This is a genomic window from Clavibacter sp. VKM Ac-2872 (assembly GCF_015351105.1).
In the GTDB taxonomy this organism is placed as follows: domain Bacteria; phylum Actinomycetota; class Actinomycetes; order Actinomycetales; family Microbacteriaceae; genus Clavibacter.
Window position 1 is genome coordinate 1,315,363 of the sequence record NZ_JADKRR010000001.1, and the last position, 17,248, is coordinate 1,332,610.

Annotated in this window: 19 protein-coding genes; 8 read left to right on the forward strand and 11 right to left on the reverse strand. The window is 73.0% G+C overall.

Annotated features, from left to right (window positions below):
- Positions 1-27: 27 nt before the first annotated feature.
- The 9 genes from ITJ40_RS06260 to ITJ40_RS06300 form a co-directional block, all read right to left on the reverse strand.
- Complete coding sequence (locus tag ITJ40_RS06260; RefSeq protein WP_194666231.1) at positions 28-657, reverse strand: DNA alkylation repair protein; 630 nt, start codon at positions 655-657, stop codon at positions 28-30.
- Positions 654-1,667, reverse strand: a complete 1,014-nt coding sequence (locus tag ITJ40_RS06265; RefSeq protein ID WP_194666232.1) for an NAD-dependent epimerase/dehydratase family protein — start codon at positions 1,665-1,667, stop codon at positions 654-656. Before ITJ40_RS06265 ends, ITJ40_RS06260 begins: the two co-directional genes overlap by 4 nt.
- A gap of 115 nt (positions 1,668-1,782) precedes the next feature.
- Positions 1,783-2,298: a DUF2017 family protein gene (locus ITJ40_RS06270; RefSeq protein WP_194666233.1), complete on the reverse strand. Its 516-nt coding sequence runs from the start codon at positions 2,296-2,298 to the stop codon at positions 1,783-1,785.
- Positions 2,295-2,669: an ATP-dependent Clp protease adapter ClpS gene (gene clpS / locus ITJ40_RS06275; protein WP_194666234.1), complete on the reverse strand. Its 375-nt coding sequence runs from the start codon at positions 2,667-2,669 to the stop codon at positions 2,295-2,297. Before clpS ends, ITJ40_RS06270 begins: the two co-directional genes overlap by 4 nt.
- Before the next feature lie 88 nt (positions 2,670-2,757).
- Positions 2,758-3,456, reverse strand: coding sequence for a response regulator transcription factor (locus ITJ40_RS06280; RefSeq protein ID WP_194666235.1), 699 nt, complete (start codon positions 3,454-3,456; stop codon positions 2,758-2,760).
- Positions 3,453-4,694, reverse strand: a complete 1,242-nt coding sequence (locus ITJ40_RS06285; RefSeq protein ID WP_194666236.1) for a sensor histidine kinase — start codon at positions 4,692-4,694, stop codon at positions 3,453-3,455. Before ITJ40_RS06285 ends, ITJ40_RS06280 begins: the two co-directional genes overlap by 4 nt.
- A gap of 95 nt (positions 4,695-4,789) precedes the next feature.
- Positions 4,790-5,629 (reverse strand): ABC transporter permease subunit, encoded by an 840-nt coding sequence (locus tag ITJ40_RS06290; protein ID WP_194666237.1) that lies wholly within the window; start codon positions 5,627-5,629, stop codon positions 4,790-4,792.
- The gene (locus ITJ40_RS06295; protein ID WP_194666238.1) at positions 5,626-6,561 is read right to left on the reverse strand and encodes an ABC transporter ATP-binding protein; all 936 of its coding nucleotides are present in this window, start codon (positions 6,559-6,561) and stop codon (positions 5,626-5,628) included. Before ITJ40_RS06295 ends, ITJ40_RS06290 begins: the two co-directional genes overlap by 4 nt.
- Positions 6,562-6,690: 129 nt before the next feature.
- Positions 6,691-7,896 (reverse strand): aminotransferase class I/II-fold pyridoxal phosphate-dependent enzyme, encoded by a 1,206-nt coding sequence (locus ITJ40_RS06300; protein ID WP_194666239.1) that lies wholly within the window; start codon positions 7,894-7,896, stop codon positions 6,691-6,693.
- Positions 7,897-8,076: 180 nt separating this feature from the next.
- Between ITJ40_RS06300 and ITJ40_RS06305 the strand changes: the two genes are divergently transcribed.
- The 7 genes from ITJ40_RS06305 to ITJ40_RS06335 all read left to right on the forward strand — a co-directional run bounded on the left by ITJ40_RS06305 (position 8,077) and on the right by ITJ40_RS06335 (position 15,625).
- Positions 8,077-8,637 (forward strand): hypothetical protein, encoded by a 561-nt coding sequence (locus ITJ40_RS06305; protein WP_194666240.1) that lies wholly within the window; start codon positions 8,077-8,079, stop codon positions 8,635-8,637.
- Between the two features lie 362 nt (positions 8,638-8,999).
- Positions 9,000-9,548 (forward strand): hypothetical protein, encoded by a 549-nt coding sequence (locus tag ITJ40_RS17000; RefSeq protein WP_228511842.1) that lies wholly within the window; start codon positions 9,000-9,002, stop codon positions 9,546-9,548.
- A gap of 226 nt (positions 9,549-9,774) precedes the next feature.
- Positions 9,775-11,331 (forward strand): S1C family serine protease, encoded by a 1,557-nt coding sequence (locus ITJ40_RS06315; RefSeq protein ID WP_194666242.1) that lies wholly within the window; start codon positions 9,775-9,777, stop codon positions 11,329-11,331.
- A 149-nt stretch (positions 11,332-11,480) separates the two neighbouring features.
- Entirely contained in the window at positions 11,481-12,554 is a 1,074-nt protein-coding gene (locus ITJ40_RS06320) for a glycosyltransferase family 2 protein (protein ID WP_194666243.1), read from the forward strand.
- Positions 12,551-13,372 carry a CDP-alcohol phosphatidyltransferase family protein gene (locus ITJ40_RS06325; protein ID WP_194666244.1) on the forward strand — a complete coding sequence of 274 codons (822 nt, stop codon included), beginning with the start codon at positions 12,551-12,553 and terminating at the stop codon, positions 13,370-13,372. Before ITJ40_RS06320 ends, ITJ40_RS06325 begins: the two co-directional genes overlap by 4 nt.
- Positions 13,369-14,244 (forward strand): glycosyltransferase, encoded by an 876-nt coding sequence (locus tag ITJ40_RS06330; protein ID WP_194666245.1) that lies wholly within the window; start codon positions 13,369-13,371, stop codon positions 14,242-14,244. The genes ITJ40_RS06325 and ITJ40_RS06330 overlap by 4 nt, the downstream gene beginning before the upstream one ends.
- 97 nt (positions 14,245-14,341) lie before the next feature.
- Complete coding sequence (locus ITJ40_RS06335; RefSeq protein ID WP_194666246.1) at positions 14,342-15,625, forward strand: hypothetical protein; 1,284 nt, start codon at positions 14,342-14,344, stop codon at positions 15,623-15,625.
- 41 nt (positions 15,626-15,666) lie between these two features.
- Here the strand turns inward: ITJ40_RS06335 and ITJ40_RS06340 are convergent, their stop codons facing one another.
- Complete coding sequence (locus ITJ40_RS06340) at positions 15,667-16,416, reverse strand: hypothetical protein (RefSeq protein WP_194666247.1); 750 nt, start codon at positions 16,414-16,416, stop codon at positions 15,667-15,669.
- 154 nt (positions 16,417-16,570) lie between these two features.
- On the opposite strand from ITJ40_RS06340, the gene ITJ40_RS06345 reads away from it, so the two are divergent.
- Entirely contained in the window at positions 16,571-16,894 is a 324-nt protein-coding gene (locus ITJ40_RS06345) for a helix-turn-helix domain-containing protein (protein ID WP_012299425.1), read from the forward strand.
- Here the strand turns inward: ITJ40_RS06345 and ITJ40_RS06350 are convergent.
- The gene (locus ITJ40_RS06350; RefSeq protein WP_194666248.1) at positions 16,884-17,195 is read right to left on the reverse strand and encodes a hypothetical protein; all 312 of its coding nucleotides are present in this window, start codon (positions 17,193-17,195) and stop codon (positions 16,884-16,886) included. The two genes, ITJ40_RS06345 and ITJ40_RS06350, sit on opposite strands and share 11 nt — an antisense overlap.
- Between the last annotated feature and the right edge of the window lie 53 nt (positions 17,196-17,248).

Below are 17,248 nucleotides of genomic sequence, written 5' to 3' on the forward strand. Positions count from 1 at the left end.
CGCCCGCGCTCGGTCGCGAGGCCGCGGTCACGCGAGATCGGGCCGCGTCTCCCGTGCCGCATCGCGCACGCGCTCGACCGCCTCGCGGACGACGTCGTGCCCGCCACGCGGCCCCGCCTGCGCGGTGCGCGCCCGGCGGAGGAACCCGTCCCAGTCGCCGCCGCCCGCCCGGATCGGCCGCAGCGGCGCCAGCAGCGCGGCGCGGCGCAGCCACACGTCCTGCTCGCCCGCCCACCGGTCGAGCGCCTGGTCGGCCCGGGCGCGCGCGGTGCCGCACAGCCGTTCGACGAGCGGCCCGATGACGTCGAGGGCGAGCGGATCCACGAGCGCCCGGAGCCGCGCGTCCCGCACGAAGCCCTCGATGCGCGTGAGGTCGCCGTTGTCGAGATCGTCCACGTGCTCCTGCAGCAGCACGACCGCCGCGAGCCGCCGCTCGTAGACGCGCGATCCCCAGAGCTCGGACGCGAGCGCGACCGCCTCGTCCCGCGTCATGCCCGGCCGCCGCCGGCCGAGGTCGCGCACCGTCCCGCGCACGGCGCCGACGGACGCGCCCACGAACTCCAGGTCGGAGCGCAGCCGCTCCCGCTCCGCGTCGGCGCGGTACCACGCGCCCTCGCGCTCGAGGGCCGCGGCGACGAAGTCGGCGTCCTCGCTCATCCGGCGAGCGGCGCCGAGCCGTCGCGCCCGGAGCGGTGCACGAAGGCGCGGCCGAACTCGGACAGCACCTCCTCCGCCGTGTGCGTCGGCGCCCAGCCCAGCACCTCGCGGGCGCGGGCGGTCGACATCACCGGCACGTTCGCGGCGATGTCGATCCAGCCCGGATCCGTCCGCTGCACGCGCAGCCGCCAGCTCACGGAGACGAGCGCCCGCAGCGCGGGCAGCGGTACCGTCACGACGCGCGCGTCGAGCAGGCGGCCGACGAGCGCGGCGTCGACGACCGGATCCGCCGCCACGTTGAACGCCCCCGGCGCCCGCCGCTCGACCGCGCGCCAGAACGCGTCCGCCACGTCCTCGTTGTGCACCACCTGCGACACCAGCTCGCGCGGGAGCGGCAGCACCGGGGTGCGGGTGGCGAGCCCCAGCCAGCGCGTGGGGATCCACCGCCCGAGGAAGAGCCCGGCGATCTCCGCGGCGGCCTCGTCGTGCATCACGAGCCCCGGCCGCATGCGCGTGACCACGATCTCGGGGTGGGCCTCGGCGAACGCGTCCATGGCGCGCTCGTTCTCGGCCTTGTGGCGCGAGTAGTGGGAGGTGTGGATCCCACCCGTCGGCCAGGTCTCGTCGCGCGGCCGGTCCTTGGGCGCGGGGCTGTAGGCGCCCACCGACGACGCGACGACCACCTGCGGCACTCCTGCCTGCGCGACGGCCTCCAGCACGTGGGCGGTGCCGATGACGTTGGTGCGGTGCATCACGCGCTCGCGGTGGTTCGGCTGCAGCGCCCACCCGAGGTGGATCACCGCGTCGGCGCCGCGCATGGTCGCCGCGAGCCCGGAGACCGCGCCCGCCGCGCCGATGTCGGCGAGACGCCAGGTGACCTGGGAGTAGGGCTCGAGGGAGGCGTCGGGCATGCGCCGGGCGACGCCCACGATCTCGGCGCCCGCGGCGTGGAGACGGCGCAGCACCCCGGTGCCGAGGTTCCCGGTCGCTCCGATGACGACGACGCGCATGCTGCTCCTCTCCTGCGGACGGGACCCGTCGGGCCGGCTGATCCGCGGGTCCCCTCCATCATGCTCGCCGACGCCCGCCGCGGAGCCCCTGCGCGGGGCGGTCCGCGGCCGACGCTCAGCGGTCGACGGCCTCGATGAGCGATCCCTGCGCGAACGTCAGCCAGTCGTACAGGCTCGCGCTCTCCTCGGGGGCGCGGTCGCGCCAGCCGTCGGCCTCGTCGATCCGCAGCGGCACCGAGATCGCGAGCCGGAGGTCGTTGAGGGTGCGGAGCCAGGCCTGCGCACCCGTCGGATCCAGCACCACGAGGAGCCCCCGCCGGCCGGCCCCGCGCGCGTCGGCCTCGGCGAGCGTCGCCTCGACGGCGGTGGCGTTCGCGGCCTTCGCCTCGGAGAGGTCGGATGCCGTGAAGCGCCGGAACTCGGCGGACGCCTCGGCATCGTCCGGGTAGGCGTCGGGCAGCAGGCGCTCGACGACGGGGGAGGGGGCGGCGCCGTCCGTGGCGCCACCGGGCGCGGTGCCCTCGTCCAGGATCCCGCGGAGCTCGCCGAGGAGGCCGCGCAGCATGGCGACCTCGTGCGGCTCGAGGTGCGCGGCGACCGTGCCGTCCGGCCGCGCGTGGAAGGCCCTCATGCCTCCACCCGCTCGAGCGTGGCCCACAGCCCGTAGCCGTGCATCGCGAGCACGTGCCGCTCGATCTCCTCGCGGATCCCCGTGGCGACGACCGCCCGGCCGTCCTCGTGCACGCGCAGCATCAGCTCGTCGGCGCGCTCCCGGCTGAAGCCGAAGTAGCTGCGGAACACGTACGAGACGTACGTCATGAGGTTGACGGGGTCGTTCCAGACCACGCAGCTCCACACCGGCGGCGTCGCGGCGCGCTCGAGCAGGCTCGTGTCGGAGCCCGTGCGCGTGCCGGATCCGGGATCGCCCGCGGGCGGGTCGGCCGCACGGCGGGCGGCGGGCAGGGGACGCTGGGTGCGCGCGTCGGCTGCGGTGGTGGTCATCGCGCTCCCGTGGGGTCGTCCCGGCGAGCGGCCGGTGGATCCATCCTCTCCTGCCGCGCGGGCACTCGGCGACCCCGCCGGCCGGCCGTCACGCACCGGGCCGCACGAGCCCGCAGTCGTACGCGAGGATCACGGCCTGCACACGGTCCCGCACCTCGAGCTTCGCGAGCACCCGGCCCACGTGCGTCTTCACCGTCGACTCCGACAGGTACAGGCGCCCCGCGATCTCCTGGTTGGTGAGCCCCTCGGCCAGCGCCGTGAGCACCTCCAGCTCGCGCGCGGTGAGCGGCCGCAGCCGCGGGTCGGCGGCGCCCTCCCCGGTGCCGGACGCCCCGCCGGTCGGGGGCATCGTCGGGCCGAGCAGCTCGATCATGCGCCGCGTCACCCGCGGGGAGATGGCGGCGTCGCCGTCGGCGACCGCGCGGATCGCCTCCATCAGGTGCTCGGGCCGCGTGTCCTTCACGAGGAAGCCGCTCGCTCCGGCGCGGAGCCCGGCGAACGCGTACTCGTCCAGGTCGAACGTGGTCAGCACGATGACGCGCGTCGCGGGGTGCCGCGCGACGATCTCGGCGGTGGCCTGGATCCCGTCCATGCCGGGCATGCGCACGTCCATGAGCACGATGTCGGGCGCGAGCTCTCCCGTGCGCTCCACCGCCGCGCGACCGTCGGCGGCCTCGCCCACCACCTCGATCCCGGGCTCCGCGTCGAGCACCATGCGGAAGCCCATGCGCACGAGCGCCTGGTCGTCCACGATGAGCACGCGGACGGGGGTGCTGCTGTCGGTCATCGGTCCTCCTGGTCGCGGGGGCTGTCGGTCGGATCCGGCGCTCGGGACACGTCGCCCGGCCGGACGTCGTGGAGCCCGCTGGGCAAGGTGGCCAGGACGCGCCAGCCGCCGTTCTCGCGCCGTCCGGCGGTCGCGGTGCCGCCGTACACGGCCATGCGCTCGGCGACCCCCACGAGGCCGCGACCGCTGCCGGGGACGGGCGGCACGACGGGCCCCGTGAGGTCGTCGTCGGTGACCTCGACGACGATCTCCTCGGGCCGGTGGTCGACGCGCACCTCGACGCGGTCGGCGTTCGGCGCGTAGCGGAGCACGTTCGTCAGCGACTCCTGCACGACGCGGAAGACGGCGAGCTGGCGTCCCGGGTCGTCCGGCGGCCCGCCCGTGCTCGTGAAGCGGATCGGGAGGCCCGTGGAGCGGAACGAGTCGACGAGCGCGGGGAGGTCGGCGTGCCCGGGCTGCGGTGCGCGGAGCGAGGGCGTCGCGGCGTCGTCCGCGCCGGGCTCCTCGGCGAGGACGCCGAGCATGCGGCGCATCTCGGAGAGGGAGGTGCGACCGGTCTCGGCGACCTCGCGGATGGCATCCCGTGCGAGCTCCGGCCGGGCGACGGCGCTCGCGGCCGCCCCGTCGGCGAGCGTCACCATGACGGTGATCCCGTGGGCGACGATGTCGTGGATCTCGCGGGCGATGCGGGTCCGCTCGGCCGCCGTGGCGAGCCGCGCCTGCTGGTCGCGCTCCCGGGCGAGCTGCACCGCGAGGTCCCGCAGCGCCTCGACGTAGCGCTTCCGCCCGCCCACGTTGGTGCCGATGAGCGTCGCGATGAGCGGGAGGATCAGGCTGACGAGGAGCATGGTCGCGATCGACAGCGCCATGGGCCCCTGGCCGGCCGTCGCGGGAGTGACGACCGCGATGACGACGGCCACGCCGCCCAACCCGATCCACGCGCGCCGGGACGACCCGTAGACGGCGAGCGCGTACAGCGCGATGGGGATGGCCCCGCCGTCGAAGCTGCCGGACACGAGGGCCGCGGCGGCGGCGGCCGCGCTCGCGACGGCCAGGACCGCCACGGGACGGCTGCGCCGGAACATGAGCGCGACGCCCGTCAGGACGCTGAGGGCGGCCAGCGCGATGCCGCCCGGGAGGCCGGGGGATCTGCTGCCGACCACCGGGGCGGCGCTCACCGACACCAGGGTGAAGAGGATGGCGATGGCGCCGTCGACCACCCGCGGGTGCCGCGCCATCCATCCGCGTATGGCGCCGGGAGGGGTGGGCAGGCGGACGCCGTCGGGCGCGGCGGACATCGCCGCGCCCGACGGCGCCCTCCTGCCCGTGTCGATCAGGCGTCCCGCTTGCGGGCGAGGATCAGGGCGGGCACGAGGATGACGGCGACCCACCCGACCATGACGAGCAGCGCCTGCCAGAACTCGAGCTCGCCGGGGGCCCCGGTGGCGATGCTGTAGAGCCGGCCGCCCGCGCTGAGCGGGAAGTACGGGCCGAGCTTCGCGACCCAGTCGAGCACGCCGCCGAGCAGCTGTCCGATGATCGGGACGACGAGCACGAGACCGACCAGGGCGCCGATGCCCGCGGCGCCGTTGCGCAGCAGCAGGCCGAAGCCGAAGCCCATGAGGCCGATGAGCACGACGAAGAGCACGGCGCCGAGGGCGGCGAGCAGGAAGTCGCCGTCCAGCATGTCGACCTGCGCACCGGCCGACGAGAAGTACCCGCGGGCGATGAGGAGCGCTGCGGCCACCGCGACGGCGGTCACGACGAAGGTGACGATCGTGTAGATGATCGCCTTCGCCGCGATCACGCCGAGCCGGCGGGGCGCGGCGCTGAAGGACGAGCGGATCATGCCGGTCGAGTACTCGCCGCTGATCACCAGCACGCCGAGCACGCCCGCGACGAGCATCGACAGGGTGACGCCGCTGAGACCCACCTGGAGCAGCAGGTCCGTCGCGGGGACGCCGGGGAGGGACAGCTGCTCCCGCAGCTGGTCGACGACGAAGGGCGTGAAGAGCGCGGAGAAGCCGGCGAGGAGGAGGAAGACGAGCGCGAAGCACCAGACGGTGGAGCGCAGCGTCCGGAGCTTGATCCACTCGGAGCGCATCAGCCGGGGGAGCGTGGGCCGACCCGTGGTCACCGGGGCGGGCGCGTAGGTCGTGCTGGTGGCGGTCATCGTGCGATCTCCTGCTCGGTCTGGCCGACTGCGGCGCTGTGGTACTCGACGTCGCCCTGCGTGAGCGACAGGTAGGCGTCCTCGAGGGACGCGGTGACGGGCGTGAGCTCGTGCAGCACGACACCGGCGGACATCGCCGCGTCGCCCACCTGCGCGGCCGAGAGCCCGGTGATCTCGATGACGTCGCGCTCGACGCTGGTGACCACGACGTCGGGCCGTGCCACCGCCTGGCCGAGCTGCTCGGCGTGCGGGGAGCGGACGCGGACGATGGCGCTCGTGGCCCCGGCGACCACCGCCGCGACGGGCGCGTCGGCGAGGACGCGACCGCGCCCGAGGACGATGAGGTGGTCGGCCGTCTGCGCCATCTCGCTCATCAGGTGCGAGGAGAGGAGCACGGTGCGGCCCTGGCCGGCGAGGTAGCGGGTGATGTTGCGGACCCACATGACGCCTTCGGGGTCGAGGCCGTTGACGGGCTCGTCGAGGATCAGCGTGCGCGGGTCCCCGAGGAGCGCCACGGCGATCCCGAGGCGCTGCCCCATGCCGAGGGAGAAGCCGCCGACGCGCTTCTTGGCGACCGGCTGGAGGCCCGTCATCTCGATGACCTCGTCCACCCGCGAGCGCGGGATGCCGTGGGTGGCCGCCATGGCGAGCAGGTGGTTGAAGGCCGAGCGGCCCGTGTGCACCGCCTTGGCGTCGAGGAGCGCGCCGACCTCGTGGAGCGGGGCCTGGAGGTCGCGGTAGCGGTGGCCGTTGACGGTCACCGAGCCGGACGTGGGGCTGTCGAGCCCGACGATCATGCGCATCGTGGTGGACTTGCCGGCACCGTTCGGACCGAGGAATCCGGTCACCATGCCCGGCTGGACGGTGAAGCTCACGCCGTCCACGGCGGTCTTCGCGCCGTAGCGCTTGGTCAGGTTCTCAGCGACGATCATGCGCGCTGCCTCCTCAGGGTGGGTGTGCGGGCCCAGCGCCCGCGGAAGCCACGTTAGGGGTGGGCCCGTCGCGACGGCGTCCCCCCTCCGTCCCCCGTCCGACGGAGACGCTGGTACCAGGGTGCCGGCTCAGGCGGTCCCGACCGCCAGTGCGCCGAGCCGCCTGGCCGCCTCCTCGAGCACGTCGATCCGCTTGCAGAACGCGAACCGCACCAGCGACGCGTGCTCTGCGGCGAGGGGCGCGTGGCAGAAGGCGGACAGCGGCACGCCGACGACGCCGGCGAGCTCCGGGAGCCGCAGGCACAGGTCGCGGGCGTCGGGGAAGCCGAGGGGAGCGGCGTCCGCGACGATGAAGTACCCGGCCGCCGGGAGGTGGATCCGGAACCCCGCGGCGGTCAGCCCCGCTGCGAGGACGTCGCGCTTGTGCCGCAGGTCGTCGGCGATCCCGTCGTAGACCGCGTCGGGGAGCGCGAGACCCGTCGCGATGGCGGGCTGGAAGGGAGCCCCGTTCACGAAGGTCAGGAACTGCTTCACCGCGAGGATCGCCGACACGAGCGGCGCCGGTGCCGTGAGCCAGCCGATCTTCCAGCCGGTGGTGCGGAACGTCTTGCCGCCCGAGGAGATCGTGACCGTGCGCTCCCGGGCTCCGGGCAGCGTCGCGACGGGCACGTGCGGCGCGTCGAACACGAGGTGCTCGTAGACCTCGTCCGTGACGATCACCGCGTCGTGCGCGACCGCGAGCTCGACCACGAGCTCCCGCACCTCGCGGCTGAGCACGGTCCCGGTGGGGTTGTGCGGGTCGTTGAGGAGGATCACGCGCGTGCGGTCGGTGATCGCCCGGCGGAGGTCGTCGAGGCGGGGTTGGAAGTCGGGAGCGCGGAGGGGCACGGTCCGGTGGATCCCGCGGGCGAGCGAGATGAGCGCTCCGTACGCGTCGTAGAACGGCTCCAGCGTCACGACCTCATCGCCCTCCTCGACCAGGGCGAGGAGCGTCGCGGCGATGGCCTCGGTCGCGCCGGCGGTGACGAGGACCTCGGTGTCCGAGTCCGCGACGAGACCGTAGAAGCGGGCCTGATGCGCGGCGATGGCCGACCGTAGCTCGGGGGTGCCGCGGCCCGGCGGGTACTGGTTCATGCCGGCCGAGATCGCGGCCCGGGCCGCGTCGAGCACCTCGCGAGGTCCGTCCTCGTCCGGGAAACCCTGACCGAGGTTGATCGCGCCGGTCGCCGCCGCTAGTGCGCTCATCTCGGCGAAGACGGTGGTGCCCGGCATCCCATCCGGCGTCAGCAGCATGGCTCCGCGCGCCGCTCGCACCCACGCGCCGGGAATCGTCATGCGCCCATCATCCCGCGCCCGTCGCTCCTGCACAGGCGACAGCTCCGGACGGGCTCCTCGTGATGTGGAGCGATGGGGTCCGCGTCCCCCGACCCCGGCTACCTTTCGTCCACCCGCGATGCCCGGCGCTCTCGCGTCCGCTTGTCCGCGCGGGTTCCGTACGGCCCGGGGGAGACGACTGTGAACGAGCGACCGCGCATTCCGTTGCATCGACGAGGCGGATCCTTCGTCCTCTCGCTGGCCGTTCTCGTCTCGTGCCCGTGGCTCGCCGGATGCGCGTCGTCATCGGAGCCCGCGCCCACGCCCGCTCCGGCCCCGTCGCTCACCCAAGAGCAGCAGGACGAGGCCGCGTTCCAAGATCTGTTCGCACGCTACGTCGGAATCGATCTCACCCGCGAGACCGAGGCGGATTTGACCCCGTTGCTCACGGGGTCGGCCCTTCGAGGTGAGCTGGACTCGCTGAAATACAGTGCGGACAACCACCAGAAGGTGATCGGAAAAGCGACGTCTCGTAGCTTCCGGGTAACAGATCGAGGCTCCGACGCGCTGGGTTCGGACTACATGACTGCACAGGCCTGCCTCGACATCAGCGGTACGAGGACGGTGGACGAACATGGCAATGACGTGACGCCGCAACGTGAGGCTGCCGTGGCTCTGCAGATGAAGGCGGTGAAGATCGCCGACGGTTCCTGGCGGATCAGCGACTCCGTCCGCAACGAGGACACGCACGCATGCGGGTGAGATGCGCGCTGCTGCTCGTCATCGCCGTTGCGCTCACCGTCTTCGCCCCGTCTTCGAGAAGCGAGGCGGCAGACGGGTACTGCGGCATCGGATACGCGCGTTCGCCTGCCTGCTCATCTGGTGCTGTCGGAGAGGGGGAGGTCGAACTCCGAGCTGAGACGACCACAGACGGACCGGCTTCGGCCAGCACCGAAGATAGGTCGGGGCAGGCTCCGGCGACAGTGGAGCCGCATGTCGCGCATTCTCCCGTCTCGCCGCCTCCGGTGCCGCGGGGTCGGATGGCTGCGGACGTGGATGTGCCGTGCACCCCGAGTGCGCGCCTGTCTGGTGGTTCTCTGTGTTCGGATGGGCAGCATGCGTTCTTGCCGCCGGCGAAGGCACCGGCGAAGGCGGTGGATCCGATGCCGGTCGTGGCGGCGGTGCCGGGGGTGTCGTTGGCGGATGTGGCGCAGTTCGTGCCGCGTGATGCGTCGATCCGGTCGCAGCCGAATGGGTGGGCGGTCGTGGGTGCTCCGGTGAATCTGTTCTCGGACGCGTCGGCGCAGGTGGTGGGCGGGGTGTTGTTGGGTCGGCCGGCGCAGGTGCGGTTCGTGCCGGTGTCGTTCGTGTGGGATCACGGTGATGGGACGAGTGCGACGGTGGAAGGGCCGGGTGCGTCGTGGCGGGAGTTGGGTCAGCAGGACTTCACGCAGACGGACACGAGTCATGTGTACGGGTCCGTCGGGGATCGGCGGGTGTGGTTGACGATCGTGTATTCGGCGAGTTATCGGTTCGACGGGGGTGGGTGGCAGCAGGTCGCGGGGACGTTGCCGGTGCAGGTGGGTCCGGTCACCATCCGTGTGGTGCAGGGGTCGACGGTGCTGGTGGGCGGTGCGTGCGGGGAGCGGGACGCCGGACCGGGCTGCCCATGACCGCCATCCGAGAAGGCGCGCTGACGCGGACGACGAGTCACATCGCGTGACCGAGCGCGGCGGCACGCCGTGGACCCGTACGCTCGAGCCAGCATGCGAGCGACGCGTGTCCGACACCGCGCGACCGATGGAATCCATGGCGCGACGAGCGGGCGCTGTCAGGGCGGCCATAGGGAACGCCCAGACTCGACCTGAATGCTGGCAGCACCTGAGAGGAGCACCACCGATGACCGACAGAAGCCACGGCGACGACGAGCACGAGGGCGGCCGCGAGGTCGCCGGCCGAGCCGAGGGCTCCTCGACGGAGGCGTCGTCGTCACCCACCCCCCAGGCGCACAGCGACGGATCCGACTGGCCGGCGCCAGCAGGCCCCGCGGCCTCGTCCCACCCCGCGCCGGCGAGCCCGGATCAGCGGGACACCCTCGCCTACGGAACCGCCGCGACGACGGACCACGCGGCGACCGCACCCTTGACGGGCACCACGGCCGCGGGATCCGAGCAGGCCGGCACCGCCGCCGCAGCTCCCCCGAAGAAGTCGAACAAGGCCCTTCCTCTCGTCGCCATGCTGGCGGTCGGAGCCCTCATCGGCGGTGCCGCCGGCGGGCTCACCACCTGGGCCATCGCGCACGACGACGCGTCGACCGAGACCGTCAGCCAGTCGCCCGCGAACATCACCGTCAACGACCCGGACAACGCGACTCCCATCACCGCCGTCGCCGCGAAGGTCTCCGGATCCGTCGTCACCATCGAGGTGGCGGGTGCGCAGGCCGGCGGCACGGGTTCGGGTGTGGTCCTCTCCAGCGACGGCTACGTCCTCACGAACACGCACGTCGTGACGCTCGACGGTCAGACCGGCGACGGCACCATCCAGGTGAAGACGGCGGACGGCGCCCTGTACTCGGCGAAGCTCGTCGGCACGGACCCCGTGGTCGACCTCGCCGTCATCAAGCTCGACAACGCGAGCGGCCTCACCCCCATCGAGTTCGCCGACTCGTCGAAGCTCAACGTGGGGGACACGGCCATCGCGATCGGTGCCCCCCTCGGTCTCTCCGGCACCGTCACCGACGGGATCGTCAGCGCGCTCGACCGGAGCATCCAGGTGGCGTCCTCGGCGGCCCCCACGACCCCGGGCGACGGCAGCCAGAGCGATGAGACGCCGTTCAACTTCTGGCCCTTCGGCAACGAGGGCCAGGGAGGATCCGGCGGACAGGGCGGTTCCGGCGGCCAGGGAGGATCCGGCGGCCAGGGCGGTTCCGGCGCCCAGGGCCAGGCGGCCACGATCAACCTCGCCGTCATCCAGACCGACGCGGCCATCAACCCCGGCAACTCCGGTGGCGCCCTCCTGGACGGCGACGGCAAGCTCATCGGCGTCAACGTCGCCATCGCCAACGCGGGCGGCACCAGCTCCACCGCCGGCAGCATCGGCGTCGGATTCGCCATCCCGTCGAACCTGGCGAAGCGCGTGGGACAGGAGATCATCCAGAACGGCACGGCGTCGCACGGGCTCCTCGGGGCCAGCGTCCGCGACGTCGCCGCAGGCGACTCCTCGACCCCGGTCGGCGGCGCCTTCATCGCCGAGGTCCAGAGCGGCGGGGCCGCGGCCTCTGCGGGGCTGAAGCAGGGCGACATCGTGACCGCCTTCGGCAGCATCCCGATCAGCAAGGCGAGCGACCTCACGGCTCAGGTGCGGTCCCTCGCGGGTGGCAGCGACGTGCAGCTGACGGTGATCCGCCGCGGACAGAAGCAGCAGGTCGACGTGAAGCTCGGCACGCTGCAGCAGTAGGCGGGCGCTTCTCGAGGGGCGGATCGGCGATCGCCGGTCCGCCCCTCGTGGTCTGCGACCGGCGGATGGGGATCGAGGAGGCTGGTAAACTCCTGCGAGGCTCGGCCCCCGACAGGCCCCGGCCGCACCTCCCCAAGAGATCGGCTCAGATGGCGCACCACCCGCGACGCGACCCCGTCGCCGGCAGTCCCGGCGATCTTCCCGCCGTCTCGTACGTCATGCCGATCCTCAACGAGGCGGCTCACGTCCGTGCCGCCGTCGACAGCATGATGCAGCAGGACTACGCCGGCGACATCGAGGTCGTCCTGGCGCTCGGCCCGAGCACCGACGGCACGACCGAGGTCGTCCGCGAGATGGCGCGGGCCGATCCGCGCATCACGAGCGTCGACAACCCCACGGGATCCACGCCGGGCGGCCTCAACGCCGCCATCCGCGCCACGCGGCACCCCGTCGTGATCCGCGTCGACGCGCACTCGCTCCTGCCGCGCGACTACACGCGCATCGCCGTGGAGACCCTGCAGGCCACGGGCGCGGACAACGTCGGCGGGCTGATGTCGGCCGAGGGCAGGACGCCGTTCGAGAAGGCCGTCGCTCGCGCGTACGGCGCCCGGGTCGGGCTCGGCGGCACCGCGCATCACGTGGGCGGCAAGGAGGGGCCGGCGGAGACCGCGTACCTCGGCGCCTTCCGTCGTGAACGGCTCGTCGAGGTCGGGCTCTTCGACGAGGGCGTGCGCCGCGGCCAGGACTGGGAGCTCAATCGCCGCCTGCGGCAGACGGGCGGCCTCGTGTGGTTCACGCCGCGCATGAAGGTCACCTATCGTCCCCGCTCCACGTTCCGGTCGCTCATCCGGCAGTTCTTCGCCACCGGGCTCTGGCGTGGTGAGCTCGCGCGCCGCTACACGCGGCAGAACTCGGTGAGGTACTTCGTGCCGCCGATCGCCGTCGCCGGGGTGGCCGCGGGACTCGTCCTCGGCACCGCGGGCCTCATCGGCGCCGCGCTCGGGATGCCGGGACTGCGCCGCCTCGTCGGCGCGTTCGTCGTGCCGGGCGTGTACGCCGGCTTCGTGCTGGTGAGCACGGTGTCGGTGGCGTCCCGCGACGGCGCGGCGACGATGCTGCGCTTCGCCGCGGTCCTGCCGTCCATCCACTTCAGCTGGGGAACCGGATTCGTGCTCGGCTTCCTCGAGCTCACCGACGACCTCGACGGGCACACGGGCCGATGAGCACCGCTCACGGCGCCGACGACCGCGGTCTGCCCTCCTCCATCGCGGAGCTGCGGCGGGTGACGCAGCCGCCCGAGGTGCGCCTCCGCGCCAACGCCGAGCACTGGACGGCGCACCTGTACCTGCGCGACCTGTCGCCGTACCTGACCTGGCTGCTGCTGCGGACCAGGATCAGCGCCAACGGCGTCACCGTCGTCATGATCCTCACGGGATGGGCCGCCGCAGCCGCGCTCCTGATCCCCGGCATCGCGGGGGCTGCCCTCGCGCTGGTCCTCGGCCAGCTGCAGATGCTGGTGGACTGCTGCGACGGCGAGGTCGCGCGCTGGCGCCGCACGTCGTCGCCGGTCGGGCACTTCCTCGACGCCGTGGGGCACTACTCCACCGAGACGCTGATCGCGCTGGCGCTCGGGATCCGCGCCGCCGCGTACCCGTTCGAGGCACCGGGCGACCTGCCGTGGACGACCCTCGCGTTCGCCCTGGCGCTCGTCATCGTGCTGAACAAGGCGCTGAACGACATGGTGCGCGTGGCGCGCGCGTCGGCCGACCTGCCGAAGGCGCCCGTCGGCGCGGGCACGGTCGCGTCGCAGCACTCGCTCATCGCGGTCGCCCGGCGGGCGGCGCGCTTCCTGCCGTTCCACCGCATGTTCCACTCCGTCGAGCTCACGATCGTGGTCTTCGCCGTGGCGCTCGTGGGCCTCGTGGCGGGACAGCCGGCGACCGACCGGGTCCTGCTCGTCGCGCTCGTCCCCCTCGCCGTGCTCGCCCTCATCGGGCACTTCGTGATGATCGTCACCTCCCGACGACTGACCTCCGCGTGACGGCCGGTCTGCCGCGCGTGGGCGTGGTGATCCTGAGCCAGGGTCGTCGCCCCGAGGGGCTCGCCGCTGCGATCGCGTCCGTGCGGCGGCAGGAGGGCGTGACGACGGACGTGGTCGTGGTCGGCAACGGCTGGGATCCCCTCGGGCTCCCGGACGGCGTGCGGGGGCTGCACCTCCCCGACAACCTCGGCATCCCCGCGGGCCGCAACGCGGGCGTCCCGCTCGTCACCGGGGAGACGCTGTTCTTCCTCGACGACGACGAGACCGTGCCGAGCGCCGCGTTCCTCGCGGACTGCCTGGAGCTGATGCGCGGCGCGGCCGACGTCGCGCTCATCCAGCCGCGCATCGTCGATCCGTCGGGAGCGGCCACGCCGCGACGCTGGATCCCGCGCATCCGCAAGGGCGATCCCGCGCGTTCGAGCCCGGTGATGTCCGTGCTGGAGGGCGCCGTCGTGGTCCGCCGGGACGCGTTCGAGGCGGCCGGCGGCTGGGCGGGGGAGTTCTTCTACGCCCACGAGGGGATCGAGCTGGCCTGGCGGATCTGGGACCAGGGCCACCGCGCCTGGTACGCGGGGGACCTCGTGGCGCACCACCCCGCCGTCGCCCCCACACGTCACGCGGAGTACCACCGCCTCACGGCGCGCAACCGGGTCTGGCTCGCACGCCGGAACCTGCCGCTGCTCCTCATCCCCGTGTACGTCGGCTCGTGGACCGCCGTGCAGCTGATCCGCAGCGCGCGGAACCGCGACGGCCTCGGCACGTGGCTGCGCGGCTGGCGCGAAGGGTGGTCGACGTCGCCCGGGAAGCGTCGCCCGATGTCGTGGCGCACCGTCATCCGCATGGCGCGCGCGGGCCGGCCGCCCGTCATCTGATCGTGATGCCGCTCCGCTCGGTCACGATCGCACACCGTTCCGCGCCCCCGACCGGGGCTCGTCCGGAGGCGGCCGGAGCGCTGGCTACGGTGGAGGCATGGGTCTCCTGAACGACGCTCGCCTCGGCGTGCGCGCTGTCCGCTCGCTGGTCCAGCAGCGCCGTGCGCGCGGGACCCTGCAGCGCAAGCTCGCGCTCCGGGCGCCCTCGCCGCAGGGCGAGTACCGCATCGCCGTGTACTTCGCGGATTCGGCCGTGAACATGTACCAGATCCGACAGTGGTACCGGCCTCTCGTCGAGCTGGCGCGCACGCATCCCGTCGTCATCCTGAGCCGGCACCCGAGCGGGGCGAACGCGCTCCTCGACGAGAGCCCGCTGCCGGTCGAGTACGTGCGTCGCGTCGCGGACCTCGAACGGGTCATCGCGGAGCAGGACATCCGCATCGTCCTCTACGTCAACCAGAACACCCGCAACTTCCAGATGATGCGGTACGGGCGCCGCTGGCACGTCTTCGTCAACCACGGCGAGTCCGACAAGATGTACATGACGACCAACCAGTTCAAGGCCTACGACTACAGCCTCATCGCCGGGGACGCCGCCCGGGCCCGGCTCGGCAAGGTCCTCTGGGACTACGACCTCGACCGCCGGGCCATCCCCATCGGCCGCCCGCAGGCGGATCACTACTCCGGCGCTCTCCCGTACGCGCCCGACGACCGCACGGTCGTGCTGTACGCGCCCACATGGGAGGGCGACCGCGCCGCCGCCGCGTACGGGTCCATCGCCTCGCACGGGGTGCCGCTCGTCCGCGATCTCATCGCCACGGGACGGCACCGTCTGGTCTACCGACCGCACCCGCGTTCGGGCGTCGTGGATCCCGCGTACGCGCGCGCGAACCGCGAGATCGCGACCATGCTCGAGCGGGCGAACGCGCAGGATCCGTCGGCGCAGCACGTCGTCGACCGCTCGAGCGAGCTCGCCTGGCAGCTGTCCGCGGCCGACCTCGCCATCGTCGACATCTCCGCCATGGTCTACGACCGCCTCGCCGCGGGGCGTCCGCTCCTGGTGACCCGGCCCGTGCGTCCCGAGGCGCAGATCGACACCGACGGCTACCTGTCCGACTGCGAGTGGCTGACCGTGGACGACGCGCGCGACATCGTCACGCGGCTGGATGCGCTGCAGCACGACGCGGCCGCGGATCGGCGGCTCGCGGCGTGGGTCCGCCACTACTTCGGCGACACCTCGCCCGGAGCGGCGACCGCCCGCTTCCACGGCGCGATCGATCAGCTCATGGGGGAGTGGGAGCGTCATGCGGCGCTCCATGCGCGGGATGGCGACAGCACACCGTCCGACGAGCAGGTCGACGACGAGGACGAAGAGGCCTGAGCCCCGGGGCACTCATGCTCCCGCCGCGCGCCGGAGCAGGCTCAGCCCTTGGCGGCCTTCTTCTCGGCGACGCGGATCACGCGCGGCTTCCTCTCCGGCACCGCGAGCTCGTCGGGGAAGTGGGCGGGAGCTGGTCCGAAGGCCTGGCGCGAGCTCGCGACGATCTTGCCGCCCAGCATCCGGTTCCCGGCGCCGCCGATGATGGCGCCGATGCCGAACGGCACCGCACGGCCGATGGCGCTCGCGCTCTGGTTCACGACGAAGCGCTTGAGGAAGGCCCGCTTGATGCGATCGGCGATGGGGCCGATGGCGAACGAGGGCAGCCCCGAGGTGATGGCGCGGCCCCAGTTGGCGTTCCGGTCCACGGGCTGTCCCGAGAACTGGCCCGTGAACTGCTGGATGACCTGCGCACCCGGTGCGCCGAGCATCATCGTCATGACCAGTGCCCGGGCACGGGCGGGATCGTCGACCGTGATGCCGTGCACCTCGGTGATCGACTGCGCGAACAGGGCGCTCGCCTCGAGGAAGCCGGCCGTCTCGACGCCCGTGAGCGCGAGGGAGACCCCCGTGCCGACACCGGGGATGACCGCGCTGGCGCCCACCGCTGCTCCACCGGCGGTGACGGCTGCCAGGAAGCGCTTCTCGAGGATCGCGATGATGCGGTCGGGCGAGGCCTCCGGATGGCGGGCGCGGATCGACCGGATGTGAGCGAGCACGACGGGGCGCTGCACGGACAGGAGACGATCGATGCCGGTGGCCACTGCGGGATCGAGCTCGGAGGCGTCCTTCATGCTCCGAGCCTACGCGCGGCGCCTGAGCCGTTCGTCCCCTCGTCGTCCAGCGGACGGAGATGTCCGAGCGGTGCCTATCCGTTCAGGCGCGGGCACAAACGCATGGGGCGTCGGCGCTCTGGTCATTCCTCCATGTGGCGGATAAGCATGTGCCATGGTCACCACCGTCTCCGACGCCGCCGCCGAGTTCGGCTCCCGAGTCCGCGAGCAGCGTCAGCGCATCGGCATCAGCCAGGAGACGCTCGCGGAGCTCTCCGGCATCCACTGGACCGCGCTGGGGAAGATCGAGCGCGGCCAGCGGAACCCGAGCCTGCGCAACATCATCAAGATCGCGAGCGGGCTCGACGTGGACGCGGGGCTGCTCGTGACGGGCCTCACGGCCGACATGCTGCCGCAGGACGACGGGGACTCGCCCGCCGAGCTGATCCGGCTGGAGCGCGAGCGCGACCGCCGCGGCACCACGCCCGTCAGAAGCTGACCCGCCACAGGTACTCGCCTCCGTCCGGCCGGAACCAGCGCACCACGAGGATCGTGTCGAGCGCCAGGTCGTCGCCCCGGATGGTGGTGGAGAGGCGCTCCCCGGGCCGGACGGTGACGGGAGCGCGCGACAGCATCGTGCCGGAACCGAGCAGGTGCAGCGAGATGGCGTGCAGCACCTCGTCCCCGACGTTGACGAGCGCGAAGCGCGGCCGCTCGAGCGTGCGATCGAAGTGCCAGGGCACGCGATACGCGGGCTCGGGATCGGGACGGATGGGCAGGGGAGGGACCGGACGCAGCATGCGTGCACGGTAGAGGCGGCGTGCGACGTGCGGGCTCGTCGGCCTGTGGAAGG